Annotated in this window: 12 protein-coding genes; 6 read left to right on the top strand and 6 right to left on the bottom strand. The window is 68.7% G+C overall.

The window, feature by feature from the left end; translation table 11 throughout:
• The first annotated feature begins 31 nt into the window (after positions 1-31).
• Positions 32-772 (top strand): endonuclease/exonuclease/phosphatase family protein, encoded by a 741-nt coding sequence (locus tag AB4Y68_RS00060; protein WP_441452945.1) that lies wholly within the window; start codon positions 32-34, stop codon positions 770-772.
• Here the strand turns inward: AB4Y68_RS00060 and AB4Y68_RS00055 are convergent.
• Positions 757-2,241: a phospholipase D-like domain-containing protein gene (locus AB4Y68_RS00055; RefSeq protein WP_441452943.1), complete on the bottom strand. Its 1,485-nt coding sequence runs from the start codon at positions 2,239-2,241 to the stop codon at positions 757-759. The genes AB4Y68_RS00060 and AB4Y68_RS00055 overlap by 16 nt on opposite strands.
• 151 nt (positions 2,242-2,392) lie before the next feature.
• Between AB4Y68_RS00055 and AB4Y68_RS00050 the strand changes: the two genes are divergently transcribed.
• The 3 genes from AB4Y68_RS00050 to AB4Y68_RS00040 all read left to right on the top strand — a co-directional run bounded on the left by AB4Y68_RS00050 (position 2,393) and on the right by AB4Y68_RS00040 (position 6,016).
• On the top strand, positions 2,393-2,572 hold the full coding sequence (locus AB4Y68_RS00050; protein WP_441452942.1) for a hypothetical protein: 180 nt from the start codon (positions 2,393-2,395) through the stop codon (positions 2,570-2,572).
• Between the two features lie 146 nt (positions 2,573-2,718).
• A complete protein-coding gene (locus AB4Y68_RS00045; protein ID WP_441452941.1) occupies positions 2,719-5,304 on the top strand; it encodes a tipN in 2,586 nt (861 codons plus the stop codon).
• 118 nt (positions 5,305-5,422) lie between these two features.
• A complete protein-coding gene (locus tag AB4Y68_RS00040; protein WP_441452939.1) occupies positions 5,423-6,016 on the top strand; it encodes a hypothetical protein in 594 nt (197 codons plus the stop codon).
• A gap of 22 nt (positions 6,017-6,038) precedes the next feature.
• Here AB4Y68_RS00040 and AB4Y68_RS00035 read toward each other — a convergent pair whose 3' ends face one another.
• Complete coding sequence (locus AB4Y68_RS00035; RefSeq protein ID WP_441452937.1) at positions 6,039-7,199, bottom strand: MFS transporter; 1,161 nt, start codon at positions 7,197-7,199, stop codon at positions 6,039-6,041.
• A 49-nt stretch (positions 7,200-7,248) separates the two neighbouring features.
• Here AB4Y68_RS00035 and AB4Y68_RS00030 point away from each other — a divergent pair, with 49 nt between their 5' ends.
• Both AB4Y68_RS00030 and pip read left to right on the top strand, forming a co-directional pair.
• Positions 7,249-7,620, top strand: a complete 372-nt coding sequence (locus AB4Y68_RS00030; protein ID WP_441452935.1) for a DUF423 domain-containing protein — start codon at positions 7,249-7,251, stop codon at positions 7,618-7,620.
• A gap of 31 nt (positions 7,621-7,651) precedes the next feature.
• A complete protein-coding gene (gene pip, locus AB4Y68_RS00025) occupies positions 7,652-8,626 on the top strand; it encodes a prolyl aminopeptidase (RefSeq protein ID WP_441452933.1) in 975 nt (324 codons plus the stop codon).
• A gap of 429 nt (positions 8,627-9,055) precedes the next feature.
• Here pip and AB4Y68_RS00020 read toward each other — a convergent pair whose 3' ends face one another.
• From AB4Y68_RS00020 to AB4Y68_RS00005, 4 genes are read right to left on the bottom strand one after another with little or no spacing between them, the layout of a single operon-like run.
• Positions 9,056-9,544, bottom strand: coding sequence for a DUF6173 family protein (locus tag AB4Y68_RS00020; RefSeq protein ID WP_441452931.1), 489 nt, complete (start codon positions 9,542-9,544; stop codon positions 9,056-9,058).
• Between the two features lie 28 nt (positions 9,545-9,572).
• On the bottom strand, positions 9,573-10,724 hold the full coding sequence (gene rodA / locus AB4Y68_RS00015) for a rod shape-determining protein RodA (RefSeq protein ID WP_441452929.1): 1,152 nt from the start codon (positions 10,722-10,724) through the stop codon (positions 9,573-9,575).
• A complete protein-coding gene (gene mrdA, locus AB4Y68_RS00010) occupies positions 10,721-12,769 on the bottom strand; it encodes a penicillin-binding protein 2 (RefSeq protein ID WP_441452927.1) in 2,049 nt (682 codons plus the stop codon). The genes rodA and mrdA overlap by 4 nt, the downstream gene beginning before the upstream one ends.
• The gene (locus tag AB4Y68_RS00005) at positions 12,766-13,284 is read right to left on the bottom strand and encodes a hypothetical protein (protein WP_441452925.1); all 519 of its coding nucleotides are present in this window, start codon (positions 13,282-13,284) and stop codon (positions 12,766-12,768) included. The genes mrdA and AB4Y68_RS00005 overlap by 4 nt, the downstream gene beginning before the upstream one ends.
• Positions 13,285-13,396 lie beyond the last annotated feature (112 nt).

The following is a 13,396-nucleotide window of genomic DNA, read 5'->3' as shown; positions in this document are numbered from 1 at the left end:
TCGTCTCCCCGTCGCCGCCCGGCAAGGACCCATGCCCAGACTTCTGACCTATAATGTCCATCGTTGCGTCGGCGTCGATCGCAAGCTGGACGTGGCGCGCATCGCCGCCGTGATCGCGGGACTGGAGCCGGACATCGTCTGCCTGCAGGAGTTGGACGTCGGTCGCGCCCGTACCGGCGGCGTCGATCAGGCGAGCGCCATCGCCCAACGTCTGTCGATGAGCTTCCGCTTCCATCCGGCGATGAAGGTCGAGGCGGAACTGTACGGCGACGCCATCCTGACCCCGCACCCCGAACGGCTGATCCGCGCCGCCGCCCTGCCGACCCTGCCCAATCTGCGCGGACTGGAGCCGCGCGGCGCCCTGTGGTCGGCGATCGAGTTCAACGGGGTGACGCTAAACGTCGTCAACACCCACCTGGGTCTGGTGCCGCGCGAGCAGCGCCTGCAGACGGCGGCCCTGGTCGGGCCGGAATGGCTGGGCGATCCGGCCTGCACGGGGCCGACCATCCTGACCGGCGACTTCAACGCCACCTCGATCACCCGCCCCTATTACGCCCTGACGCGGCGGCTGGCCGACGCCCAGCGCGAACTGGGGCTGAAGCCCTCGGTGAAGACCTTCCCCTCCAGCTTCCCCGCCATCCGCATCGACCACTGCTTCGTCAGCCCCGAAATCAGGGTGACGGGCGTGATGACGCCCTTGCATCCGCTGGCGCGCGCCGCTTCGGACCACCTGCCGCTGGTGATCGACTTCGAGTTTCAGCCCCCCGTCTGAGGCCCTGTCTGAGCGCCCGTGATCCGTGGCCGGTGCGAGCGGTTCTGGCGCTTCCACGGCTGCCAGGCGTCGGAGGACGAGCCGGGATCGCCCAGTTGCCATTCAGCGATCATCCGCTGCGCGGCGTTGGGCGGGTCCGAGCCCAGAGCCGTCATCCGATCCGCGCCGAAGGTCTGAACCGCCTGACCGACCGAGCCCATCACGCCCTCGACCTGGGCGAAGTCCTCGCCCGATACGCCAAGGAAATGGCCGATGGAGCGTTGACGAAAGCGGCGAACAGCCTCGCCCCCCTCCTCCGTCGTCGGCTCGGCCGCCACGTCGCATTCGGTGTCCAGACCCAGCGAACGGTTGTTCAGATTGGTCGAGCCGATCCGCAGCAGCCGGTCGTCGATGATCGACATCTTGGCGTGAACGATGATCCGTTCGCCCTCGACGGTTCGGGGACTGAAGGCGAAGAAGCGGTTGTATTGGTCGGCCTGCTCCAGCCGATACAGGACCTCGGCGCGGGCCGTGTCCATGGTCAGGCTGTCGAACCAGCTGGGGCTGCGCCCGGTCGAAACCAGCACCACTTCCGGCCCGTCCGGCTCGGCCAGCCGCTCGGCCAGGGCGGCGGCAATGGTCGGTGAGGTGAAATACTGGTTCTCCAGATAGATCAGCCGCTGGGCCCGGCGGATCGATTCCAGATGCAGCGCCTCGTTCTCGCGCACCTCGGGCCGCCCCCGCACGCGCGGCTCGGTGCGGGCCACGCCGACGGTCACGTCGCTCAGGACCGCCTCGACGCCGTCCGGCCAGGGATCCTCGTCCGTCTCGTCCGGCAAGGTCCGTTCCCAGGTGGCGCGGAACCAGCGCTCGCGCGCCAGGTCGCCCAGGGCCATCGCCGCGGGACCGTCCAGAACACACATCACCTCATGCCGGGGCGAGCTGAACAGGCCTGACGGCTGGCAGCGGCGCGGATCGTTATCCAGATGTTCGTCCGTGTCCCAACGGTCGGTGGCGATGTCGCCGCCGCCGCAGAAGGCGACCTTGTCGTCGATGATCACCACCTTCTGGTGATGGCAGGCGCCCAGGATGCCGGGCTTGTCGAGCCTGAACTCGACCGTTCGCTTCCGGAACCATCGCTGCGCCCGGTGCGGATAGAAGCCCTGCGAGGCGGCGATCAGCAGCGGCGATTTCCAGATCAGCAGCCGGACGTCCAGTTCGGGCTTCTCGCGCACCAGCATCCGCAGCTGATGGCCGATCTCGCCGCGCCGGTCGGTCAGGTGCGAACTGGGGTCCAGCCGGGTGCGCGGGTCGAACTGCCAGCCCAGCACGACGATCGACTTCTTCGCCTTCGCCAGCGCCGAGGCCAGGGCGTCGAAATAGGCGTTGTTCTCCATCAGCGGCGTAAAGCGATGCGCCGTCGCCACGCGCCAGCAGTCCCGCCCCGGATCCAGCAGACTGCCTTCGTAGCTGTCGCCCCATTCTCTCATCTGGCCAGACTGACTGATTCGCATGACGAGCCTATGCGCCGGGCCCGCAAGCTTGACGTTCGACGCCCCGGTTCGTTCCATTCGCCCCGCCGTGCAGCTTCACAATGCCGCCGCATTGTAAACAGAGCCGTGTTCTGTCATTGTATGCGCCATGCAAATGCTGCTCGAAATGCTGGCTGGCCTGATCGCGCTGCTCGCTGCGGCGGCGCTGTCGCAATTCGGCGTCGATTTGCATGCCCCCCGCCAGTCGGAACGGGAAATCCAGCGCGTGCAGGACTGCAAGGACGCGCCCGCCGCCAGCATCGCCGTCGCCGCCCCGCGCGGCTGCTGACCCGCTGGCCTGACGGACCTCATCGCCGATCTCCTTTCGAATCCCTGCCCGTGAGCCTTTGCGCGGCCGGATCGAGCCGCTAGGGTCTCATCCCTCCGCGCGCCCTCGCCGCGTTTCCGGCGAATAGTGATCGAGAACGACGCCCCATGAAGTTCAGCCATCGGCCGCCGCTCAACCTTTCCGACCCCGAACCGGGCGAAGATCAGGATGAAACCATCCCCTCGATCACCGAGGAGGCGCTGGAACTTGCGCCCGAGCTGCAGCCCGAGCCTCAGCCGCAGTCTGAACGCCCGATGTCCGAGCGCCGTCGGCGGCGTCTGATGGAGGAGCAGCGGCTGGCCGAGCAGCGCGCCGCCGCCCTGCACGCCGCCGCGCCCGATCTGGCGCCGCTCGCCGTATCGGCCGACGCGCCGCCGGCGCCGCTGGACACGCCCGCCCCGGCCTCCATCTCTGTGCGCAAGGCCGCGCTTGCGCCTAGCGGCAACGCCTATCTGATCGCCGGCGTCGCCTCGGCCCTGTGGATCGGCGGCGTCGCGTCCTGGTTCGCCTATGAATTCGGATCGGGCGCGGTCCAGTTGGAGCCGCTCAGGCTGGCCGTCTATGCCCTGATCGCCCTGGCCCCCGCCGGCCTCGCCATCATGCTGGCTCACGCCGTGCGGCAAGGCGCCGGCCTGGCGCTGGAAACCCGCCGAGCCCGTGACATGGCCGACGCCCTGATCGGCCCGACGGCGCTGGCCGCGCATCAGACCGGACAGGTGCTGACGTCCTTGCGCGGCGACATCGATCAGGCCGCCCTCGCCGCCGAGCGCGCCCGCAACGACATGGCCCTGCTGCGCGAAGCGCTGGTCGAGGAAACCGTCCGCTTGAACGAGGCCGCCGAATCCGCCGGCCGCACCGCCCGTCGCCTGGCCGACCAGTTGGGTCGCGAACGCGAGCAGTTGGGCGCCCTTGGCCTACAGTTGGATGGCCAGGCCACCGGCGTCGTCGATGCGGTCGAGCGTCAGTCGCGCATGGTCGTGGACGCCTCGGATCTGGCCCAGACCCAGCTTCGCGAGGCCGAAGCGGCGCTGGCCGCCCGCGCCGCCGACCTGGCCGCCGCCGCCGGCGAGGCCCAGGACGCCGCCCGCGCCGCCGCCGACGACCTGGCCCGCCAGACCCTGCGTCTGGAAACGGCCGGCAGCGGCGTCGCCGAACAGATCCAGTCGGTTGAGGAAGGCTTGAGCCAGCAGCGCGCCGCCCTGGTCACTGCCGCCTACGCACTGCGCACCGATCAGGAAGACTTCTCGGCCCAGATCGAAAGCCAGCGCGCCCAGTTCACCGAACAATTGTCCCTGACCCGCAGCGCCGCCGGCGAGCTGAACCAGACGACCGGCGACGTCGGCGACGCCATCAAGGCCCAGATCGAGGCCGCCGCCGACCAGTTCCGCGCCCTGGTGGACCTGTCCCAGCGCGAGGCCGACGGCTTCGACCACGCCACCAAGCTGGCGCTCGACCGCTTCGAGGCCCTAGCCGCCGAAGCCCGCGACCTGCTGGTCGAGGAAACCCGCCGCGCCCTGACGGCGCTGCAGGCCACCGCCGAGGAACAGCGCGCTGCGGCCGCTGCCGCCATCGAACAGGCCCAGATCCGCGCCGACCGCCTCGGCGAATCCCTGTTCGACGCCGCGCAGAAGGCCGACGAAGCCGCCGAGGCCCGCATCGACGGCGCCCGCAAGATCGTCAACCAGACCGCCGACATGGTCGACCTGACCGGCGAGAAGGTCGCCGAACGTCTGGAAAGCACGCTGGAACGGATGACCGCCGCTCTGGCCCAGGTCGAGACGGCCGTGGCCGAGATGGACGCCCGCGCCAGCCGCCTGCCGGAAGAAGCCGCCGCCCGCGTCGACGCCGTGCGCGCCTCGGTCGAGGAGGGTCTGGCCGCCCTGACCGCCGCCTCGAAAAAGGCCGCCGAGGACACGGAGACCCTGGACGCCGGTTTCCAGGACCGGGTCCGTCGCAACTACGACATGCTGACCGAGGCCGTCCGCGTCATGGGCGTGGTGTCGGGCGACGCCCCCGCTGCGCGCCGCCGCGAGCTCCTACTGTCGGTCCCGCCGAGCGAGCCTGCCCGCTACAAGCCGCGCCGGGTCGAGCCCAAGCCGGAGCCCCTCCCCGAACCCGCCGCCAAGCGGCCCGAGGAACGCGGTTTCGGCCTGCGTGGCCGTCTGCGGCTGGAGCCGGCCGAGACCGCCTCGGAAGCGCCCGCGCCGGTCCCTGAGAAGGACGACATGCTGGACTGGAACGATCTGGTCGATGGCGTGGATCAGCACGCCGAAGCCGTCGAGGCCCCGCTTGAGCTGGACACGCCCGTCCCCGCCGCGGACCCTGGCGCCCTGGACCCGGGCGCCCTGGGCGACCGGATCACATCGGCGATCCGGCGCATGGGGGTCGATCCCAACGCCCTGCTGCCCCGCGCCCGGATCGAGGAAGCCGCCCGCGCCCTGGCCGCGCATGAACCGGATCGCGCCCGCCAGATCGTGCGCCGCGTCGCCCCCGCAGCAGTGCGCAGCGTGTCCCGCCGCATCCTGGCCGACGCCGAACTGCGCGCCGACGCCGACGCCTACGTCCGCGCCTTCGCCCAGTCGGTGAAGGAACAGGCGCGTCAGGGCGACGCCCACGGCGTCCAGAGCCGGCTGGCGACCGACGAGGGCCGCGCCTTCATGCTGCTGGACGCCGCCATCGGCGACCTCGGCTAGGCGTTGGGCGCCAACGCTGTCGCATTTTGTTCCGGCGGGCTTGACCTCCGCCCGGGTTTGACCGCACCGTCCGGGCGCTGTCGCATTAGTGTCACACAGGGTGGACTCCTTGCTGGATATGGATTTCGGGCTTCGCACCGACCGACGCCCCGCCATCGCCATCTGTGCGTGGGACCCGGCCTTCGACGCCTGGGACCCGGTCGAGGACCTTTCAGGCGAGCCTTGGAACCCCGTCGGCGCGCGCACCTTGCCTGTTGCCGGAAACGCCTCGGCTGACACCCTGGCGGCCCATCTCAGCACTCTGCTCGCCCGCGGCGAATGCAGCGCCCTGCTGCTGGTCGGGCGCACGGCGAATCCAGGGGCCTTCCGCTTGCAGATGCGGGCCGAAAACCGCTGCCTCGACCGCAGCGACCGCCTGGATCGCACAGGCCCGGGCGTCGTCCGCGCCACCGCCGCCGCCGCCGAGATCGTGCGCGACCTGACCGCTGCGGGGCTGAACGCCCTCGCGGCCTCGGACGCCGAGGAGGACGCTGGCAGCTATATCCTTTATCGCATCCTGGCGGACCTGCCCGACGGCCCGGCCTCGCCCGCCATCGGCCTCATCCGCGCGCCTTCGGACGCTTCGAACGCCAAGGTCCAGTCGGCGGTCAAGACGGCGGCGTCTGCGATCGCCCGCCACCTGGCTCCCCTGCCCCGCCCCAGCGCGGCCTGAAGAAGCGCGCGCCGCCTGAGCCTCAGCCGGCGTCCCGCCCTGACCTCAGGGTCAGCCCGGCCAAGCCCCCGACCAGCGCCAGAGCCGCCATCGCCAGGTAGCCCTTCAGGCCGAACGCGTCATACAGCGGCCCCGACGCCGCCGTCGCCAACCCGATCAGAACGCCGGCCGACACCACGGAACTGAGGGTCTGCGCCGCCGTATGGCTGTCGGGTGGCGACAACCGTTCGACGATCTGCACCCCCGCCAGATAGGTCGCGGCGAAGCTGAGCGCGTGCAGGGTCTGCAGCGGCCACAACGCTAACAGCGGCGGCGAAAAGGCCATCAGCGTCCAGCGCACGACCGCCGCCGTCGCGCCGATGCTGAGCACGGCCCGCGGCCCGATCCCGACGCGTCGTCGCCAAGGCTCGACCACCCACATGAAGCCGATCTCGACCAGGACGGAAAAGGCCCACAGCAGGCCGGTCACGCTCTCGGGAATGCCCTGCGCCTTCCAGGCGATGGCCGAGAAGCCGTAGTAGAAGGCGTGCGCCGCCTGCACCGCGCCCACCGCGAAGATGGCGGTCATGAAGACCGGATCGGCGACCAGCCGCCCTAGTCCCTTGAACCGCTCCAGCCCCGGAACCCGCGTGCTCTCGGTCACCCGCTCGGCGGGCAGGACCCGCCACGCTGTCACGGCGATCAGCACTGCGGCGACGGCGATCCAGATGATGATCGCGCACGGCGAGGTCCGGGTCAGCAAGGCCCCCATGCCGACGTTGGCGACCACGAAAGCCGCCGAGCCGCAGCCGCGCGGCAGGGAGAAGTGGAAACCCTCGCGCCGGGCGACCCGCAGCGTCATCACGTCGCTCAGCGGGATCAGAGCCGCCGCCGCCGTGGCCCCGACAAACCAGCAGACGGCCCAGGCGGCGAAACCCTGAACCAGTCCCGCCCCGCCGTATCCCGCCGTCATAGCCAGCCCCAGCAGGGCGATCGGCGTGCGCCTGTATTGGAATCCGTCGGCCCAGACGGCGATGGCCGGTCCCGTGACCAGCCGCCCCAGCATGGGGATGGCCAACAAGGCGCCGATCTCGGCCCCGCTCAGGCCCTGCTCGCGAAACCACAGGCCGGCGAACGGCAGGGTCACGCCGCTGGCGGCGAACAACAGGATGTATTGCAGCGCCATGCGCGGGGCGGACTTCATGGGCGCTGCGATAGCAGACTCCGTCACAGTTGTGGTCTAGACATTAGCCATGAGCCATGACCGCAACCTGCTCGTCTTCGCCGCCTTCAACGGGGCCATGGCCGTCGCTCTGGGCGCCTTCGCGGCGCACGGCGCCGGCCCGGCGATCAAGAGCCTGCTGACCACGGGCGCCCAGTATCAGATTGTCCACGCCGTCCTGGCCGTGGCCTGCGCCGCCTGGGCGACCGGCGGTCGAACCGCGCGGATCGCCGGTTGGCTGGCGGCGAGTGGCGGGTTGATCTTCTGTCTGGCCCTGGCCCTGATCGGCCTGCTCAGCCTGCCCGTCATGGGCGCAGTCGCCCCCGTGGGCGGCGTGCTGATGATCGCCGGCTGGATCGCGCTGGCCGTCGCCGCGTTCCGCTCACACATCGTCAACGCCTGACCGGCCAATCTGAAAACCCCCATTTCCTGACATGGCAATCCTCGTGACCAACACCCTTCGCCGCGACCTCTATCCCGAACTGGAAGCCTATGCGTCGGGCTGGATGCCGACCGACAGCATCCACGAGATCTATTACGAGGAAAGCGGCAACCCGCACGGCGTCCCGGTCATCGTCCTGCACGGCGGCCCCGGCGGAGCGGTCAATCCGGGGATGCGGCGCTATTTTGATCCGGCCAAATACCGGATCGTCATGTTCGACCAGCGCGGCTGCGGCCTGTCGCGGCCCAACGCCTCGCTGGACAACAACACCACCTGGGATCTGGTCGCCGACATCGAGCGCCTGCGCGAGAAACTGGGCATCGACAAATGGGTCGTCTTCGGCGGCTCCTGGGGTTCGACCCTGTCGATGACCTACGCCATCAAGCACCCGGATCGCTGCCTGGCGCTGGTTCTGCGCGGCATCTTCCTGCTGACCAAGAAGGAGTTGCACTGGTTCTATCAAGACGGCGCCTCGATGATCTTCCCCGACGCCTGGGAACGCTTCGTGGCCCCCATCCCCGAAGCCGAGCGCGGCGACCTGATGGCCGCCTATTCCAAACGCCTCCTCGGCGATGACGTCGCCGAGCGCGAACGCTGCGCCGTGGCCTGGTCCAGCTGGGAAGGCGAGACCGTCAGCGTCCAGGGACCGTCGGGCAAGCCGGACAAGTTCGCCGAGCCGGAGTTCGCCGTGGCCTTCGCCCGGATCGAGAACTGGTACTTCACCAACGGCGGCTTCTTCGACAGCGAGAACTGGATTCTCGAGAACATCGAAACCATCCGCCACATCCCCTGCTGGATCGCGCAGGGCCGGTTCGACGTGGTGACGCCGATCTCGGGCGCCTGGACCCTGCATCGCGCCTGGCCGGAAGCGAAGCTGGACATCGTCGGCGACGCCGGCCACGCTTCGACCGAGCCGGGCATCATCGACAGCCTGGTGCGCGGCACCGACTGGGCGGCTACCTTATAATCCCATCATCCCGGCCCAGCGGCGAAGCCGCGCCGAGCCGGGACCCGCCCAAACGCCGACGCTTCCTGCGGTCCCGGTTAACGGCTGCGCCGTTTCCGGGATGACGTTGAGCATCAGCCAACGCATCCGCGACCACCAATCCCTTGCCCCACAAGGGATCAACCCTCCTCGACCGCCCATATGCGCGCCCTGATCTCAAACCCGTGCACAGTGATGACCGGTCTTTGACAGCCCCATCCGCCGCCTCGCCGCCCCAGGCAGGCCGCTCCCCTCTTCACCGCCCCTCCGGCTGCGGCTTATTGCACCAATTGCACTGTTTTTTTCGCCGCACGGTGCAATGAGCGCGCCCTTCCTCGCCCCATAGCAAAGCCCGGCGTCCGTGGCGGTCCCGGCTGGGCGCGGCTTCGCCGCTGGGCCGGGATGACGCGTTTATAAGGTCGCCGCCTTCGGATTGGTCTTCTGCACCATTTCGCTGAGTTGGAAGCCGATGCGGCGCGCCTCGCGCTCCTCCGGCTTCCGGATCGCGGCGAGCACCACGTTGATCTGGGTGTAGTGCTGGATCAACCGCACCGGCTTTCCGTCGGCGTTGCGGCCAAAGAAGATGATCAGGTCCGGCCCCCAGAAGCCGACGTCCATGATCTGCATCGTGCCCTCGCCCGGCAGGCCGACGACGCGGGCGCCGATCTCTTCGTCCTTGTCGAGGTTGGCCTCGAACTCCTCGATCAGTTTGGACAGGCGAACGAAGGCCCATTCGGCGGGATTGTTCCGCATGCGGACACCCTCGGCCAGAGCCGCTGCCTCATTCTTGGGATCGCCCATCACCGGCTGTGGACAGGGCGTGTCGCCGCAATCCGAGAACATGGAGGGATCGGCCTTAGGAATGGCGGCGGCTTCAGCGTCGGGCGTCTCGTCGGTCATGAGACCAGCCTAACGCCTGAAACTGCGATTAGAACAGCCCGTGGCCCTTGGGCAGTTCGTCGTAGCGGTTGACCCGCACCGCCATGACCAGGCCGAAACCGATCATCACCGTCAGCATCACCGTGCCTCCATAGGACAGCAGCGGCATCGGCACGCCCACGACCGGCGCCAGACCCATGACCATGGCCCCGTTGATCAGGACATAGAGGGCGAAGGTCGCCGTCACGCCGGCCGCCGCCAACCGCCCGAAATGACTGTGCGACAGCGAAGCGATGCGCAGGGCGATCAGGATGATGGCCGCATAGCAGAGCAGCAGACTGAACGAGCCGATGAAGCCGAACTCCTCCGACACCGCCGCGAAGATGAAGTCGGTCTGCTTCTCGGGCAGGAATTCCAGCTGGCTCTGGCTGCCCAGGCCGAAGCCCTTGCCGAGCAGCCCCCCCGACCCGAGGGCGATCTTGGACTGCAGGATATGATAGCCCGTGCCCGAAGGGTCAGCCTCGGGGTTCAGGAAGGTCAGCACCCGGTGGCGCTGATACTCGTGCATCCCGAACATGATGTAGGGCGGCACCAGGGCCAGCGCAGCGCCGCCCACGGCCCCGATGATCTTCCAGCTGAGGCCCGCGACGAACATCATGGCCGCACCGGTCAGGCCGATCAGCATGGCCGAGCCCAGATCGGGCTGGTGCGCCACCAGAAGGAAGGGCGCGCCGATGATGGCGACCGGGTAGATCAGCTTCCAGCTGAATTTGGCGTCCTGAGCCGAGGCGCCGTGATACCAGCGGGCCAGCGCCAGAACGACGCCGATCTTCATGATTTCAGAGGGTTGAATCCGGGTCACGCCGATGTCCAGCCAGCGCGTCGCCCCCATGGCCGTGTAGCCGAACAGTTCGACGCAGACGAGCAGGAACAGGGCGATGAAATAGACCGGCCAGGCCAGCCTGAACCACCAGCGCAGGCTGACCATGGCCAGCACCAGCATCAGCAACAGGCACACGCCGTAGCGGATCAGGTGTTTGGCGGCCCACGGCTCCCACGACTGTTTGCCGACGGAATAGAGCATCAGGCCGCCGACGCCCGACACCAGGGAGATCAGGAACACGAAGCGCCAGTCGATCTGGCTCAGTTTGACCGACAGTCGCTCGCGCTCGCCGGGACGGGACAGGGCCGAAGCGGTCATCGCGGCTCCGCAAGATAGGGGCGAGGCCCGGTGGAGGCGACGGGCGCGGCGGGACGCGGCGCGGCGGTTTCGATCTCGGGCTCGGCCGGGGCAGCGCCGAAGTCGGCCTCGTCCGCCGTCACGGGACCGGTGGGTTCGGGCGGCAGGGGCCGTTCGATCCGCGCGCGCATCTCCGGGTCCTTGAGCAGGGTCGTGCGCATGATCTCGCGGGCGCGCGGGGCCGCGGCGGTCGCCCCGCCCATGCCGCCGTGTTCGACGATGATAGCGATGCCGTAACGCGGCTCGTCTACAGGAGCGAAGGCCACGAACAGGTTGTGGTCCTTCAGCGCCCAGACGTTCGATTTGCGTGACCCGGTGCCGTAGTTGCGGACCTGAGCCGTGCCAGTCTTGCCCGCCATCTGGATGTCGCCCAGCCCCAGTTGGCTCTGCCGATAGGCGCCGCCGGACCGGTCGTTGGCCACGGCGATCATGCCCTGACGGACGATCTCGAGGTGCTCGCGCGAGAACGGCAGATCGGGCGTCTCGGCGCCGCTGGGCCGCTCGACCCCGCCGACCGACTTGATCAGGCGCGGCTGCAAGGCTTTACGCGCGTTGGCGAAGCGCGACACCATGACCGCCAGTTGCAGGGCGGTGACATTGACGTCCCCCTGCCCGATGGCCACCGACAGGGTCTCGCCGGGGAACCAGACCCGCGACTCGGGATTGGGGTTGCGCTTGTTGTAATTCGCCTTCCAGGCTCGGCTGGGAATGCTGCCCGTCTTCTGATTGCCGACCCCGATGTCATAGGTCTGCATGAAGCCGATCTTCTTGGCGACTTCCTGGATTTTGTCGACGCCCGCGCGATTGCACATGTGATAGAAATAGACGTCGCACGAGTTCTTGATGGCGTCGTGCATAGTCTGGGGCCCATGGCCCCGATGGTTCCAGCAGCGGAACGTCCGACCGCCGTAGTGATAGCCGCCGGTGCAGACGACCCGCTCGGCAGGATTGACCCCTGCCTCCAGCAAGGCCAGGGCCGTGGTCAGCTTGAAGGTCGAGCCTGGGTGGAAGACCCCGCCGATCGCCTTGTCCAGCAACGGCTTGCGCTCATACTCGCTCAGCGCCTTGTAAACCTTGCTGGGCACGCCGCCGACGAACATGTTCGGGTCGAACGACGGTGCCGAGGTCATACACAGGATGTCGCCGTTGCGGCAGTCCATCACCACAGCCGCGCCGCTCTCGTCGCCGAACACCTCCAGCGCCCGATTTTGAATGTCGGCGTCGAGCGTCAGCACCACCTCGTCGCCCGGCACGGCGGGGCGCGAGCCGGCGATGTCCTCGGCCACCACGCGGCCGCGCGCATCGACCTCGACCCGGTTGCCGCCGGCGACGCCGCGCAGTTCGGGGTCCAGCGCCTTCTCCACGCCCGACCGACCGATGCGGAAGCCGGGGTTGAACAGGATCTGAGGCGGCTCCTCGCCCTTGTCGCGGATCGCCTTGACGTCGCGGTCAGAGACCTTGGCGACATAGCCGATGACGTGGGCGAACGACCCGGCGAAGGGGTAGTAGCGCGCCTCGTTCATGTCGGCCATGACGCCCGGCAGTTCGGCGGCGTGGAGATTGACGCGCGAGAACTCGTCCCAGCTCAGGTCGCTCTTGACCGGCACGGGCGAGAAGCGCGGCGCGGCATTGACCTCGCGGATGATGGTGCGGCGACGCTCCAGCGTGTCGGGCAGAAGCCGCCCCAGAAGGTCCAGCGTCTGATCCAGATCCTTGGTCTCGTCACGCACGACCAGAACGCGAAAACTGGGCCGATTGCCGGCCACGACCACGCCGTTCCGGTCCTTTATCAGGCCGCGCGGCGGCGGGACCAGACGAAAATTGAACTGGTTGTTGGTGGCGAGGGTCGCATATTCCGCAGCCTTGACGATCTGCAGTTGGGCCAGCCGCCCCGTCAGCGCCGTGATCCCCAGCGCCGTGGCTCCGCCGAGCAGAAAAGTGCGCCGCAGGAACGAGCCCTGTCGCTCATTCACATCCGAAAAGAAGATATGGGGTTCGCTGCTCATCGGAATCGCACGTCGGCGTCGTCAAACCGCTGGATCAGCCAGTCCGCCAGGGGGAAGAGCAACAGCGTCGGCACGACCTGGCCCAGGACGGCCAGGATGTTCGGCGAATTGCCTGCGTCCAGCGTAACGATCGTATAGGCCAGGAAGAAGGCCAGCCCGGTCGAGGCGGCGTAAAGGGCGAACAGGACGATGGTCGCCTGCCCAGCCAGGAAGTTGGCGGCCAGCAGGATCGCGCCATAGATCGCCAGCAGGCTGATCGGCCACAGGCCCAGCGGCCCGCCCCAGAACAGGTCCAGAAACAGGCCAAGCCCGAACAGAACCACCGGGGCCAGCATCGACGGCCGGATCAGCGGCCAGGCGAAGGCCAGGACGATCGGCAGGACCGGCTCAGGCAGGGTCAGGTCGAACAGCCGCAGCGGTACCGCCAGCAGCACCGTGACCGCAATGGCCGTCAGGGCCGGATAGACGATCCATTGCAGCGGGCCGACGACGCGGACCGTGATCGCCCGTCTCACTCTGCCGCCCCCGCGGGGGTCGGCGGCGCATCGGGAGCCGACGCGGCGGGCTCGGCCGGCGCAGGCGAGGACGGTCGGGGCGCTGCCGGACGCTGCGCGGCGGGGCGCGACG

It is taken from the genome of Brevundimonas sp. 2YAF1 (genome assembly GCF_052114745.1).
GTDB lineage: Bacteria > Pseudomonadota > Alphaproteobacteria > Caulobacterales > Caulobacteraceae > Brevundimonas.
Note: the sequence above shows the minus strand (reverse complement) of the source record. Positions and strands in the feature narration are given on the sequence as shown.

Excerpts from the sequence above, each read along its gene's own strand:
- AB4Y68_RS00045 (WP_441452941.1), top strand. The coding sequence starts at position 2,719 with ATGAAGTTCAGCCATCGGCCGCCGCTCAACCTTTCCGACCCCGAACCG.
- AB4Y68_RS00060 (WP_441452945.1), top strand. The coding sequence starts at position 32 with ATGCCCAGACTTCTGACCTATAATGTCCATCGTTGCGTCGGCGTCGAT.
- AB4Y68_RS00040 (WP_441452939.1), top strand. The coding sequence starts at position 5,423 with ATGGATTTCGGGCTTCGCACCGACCGACGCCCCGCCATCGCCATCTGT.
- AB4Y68_RS00035 (WP_441452937.1), bottom strand. The coding sequence starts at position 7,199 with ATGAAGTCCGCCCCGCGCATGGCGCTGCAATACATCCTGTTGTTCGCC.
- rodA (WP_441452929.1), bottom strand. The coding sequence starts at position 10,724 with ATGACCGCTTCGGCCCTGTCCCGTCCCGGCGAGCGCGAGCGACTGTCG.
- AB4Y68_RS00055 (WP_441452943.1), bottom strand. The coding sequence starts at position 2,241 with ATGAGAGAATGGGGCGACAGCTACGAAGGCAGTCTGCTGGATCCGGGG.
- mrdA (WP_441452927.1), bottom strand. The coding sequence starts at position 12,769 with ATGAGCAGCGAACCCCATATCTTCTTTTCGGATGTGAATGAGCGACAG.
- AB4Y68_RS00030 (WP_441452935.1), top strand. The coding sequence starts at position 7,249 with ATGAGCCATGACCGCAACCTGCTCGTCTTCGCCGCCTTCAACGGGGCC.
- AB4Y68_RS00050 (WP_441452942.1), top strand. The coding sequence starts at position 2,393 with ATGCAAATGCTGCTCGAAATGCTGGCTGGCCTGATCGCGCTGCTCGCT.
- AB4Y68_RS00020 (WP_441452931.1), bottom strand. The coding sequence starts at position 9,544 with ATGACCGACGAGACGCCCGACGCTGAAGCCGCCGCCATTCCTAAGGCC.
- pip (WP_441452933.1), top strand. The coding sequence starts at position 7,652 with ATGGCAATCCTCGTGACCAACACCCTTCGCCGCGACCTCTATCCCGAA.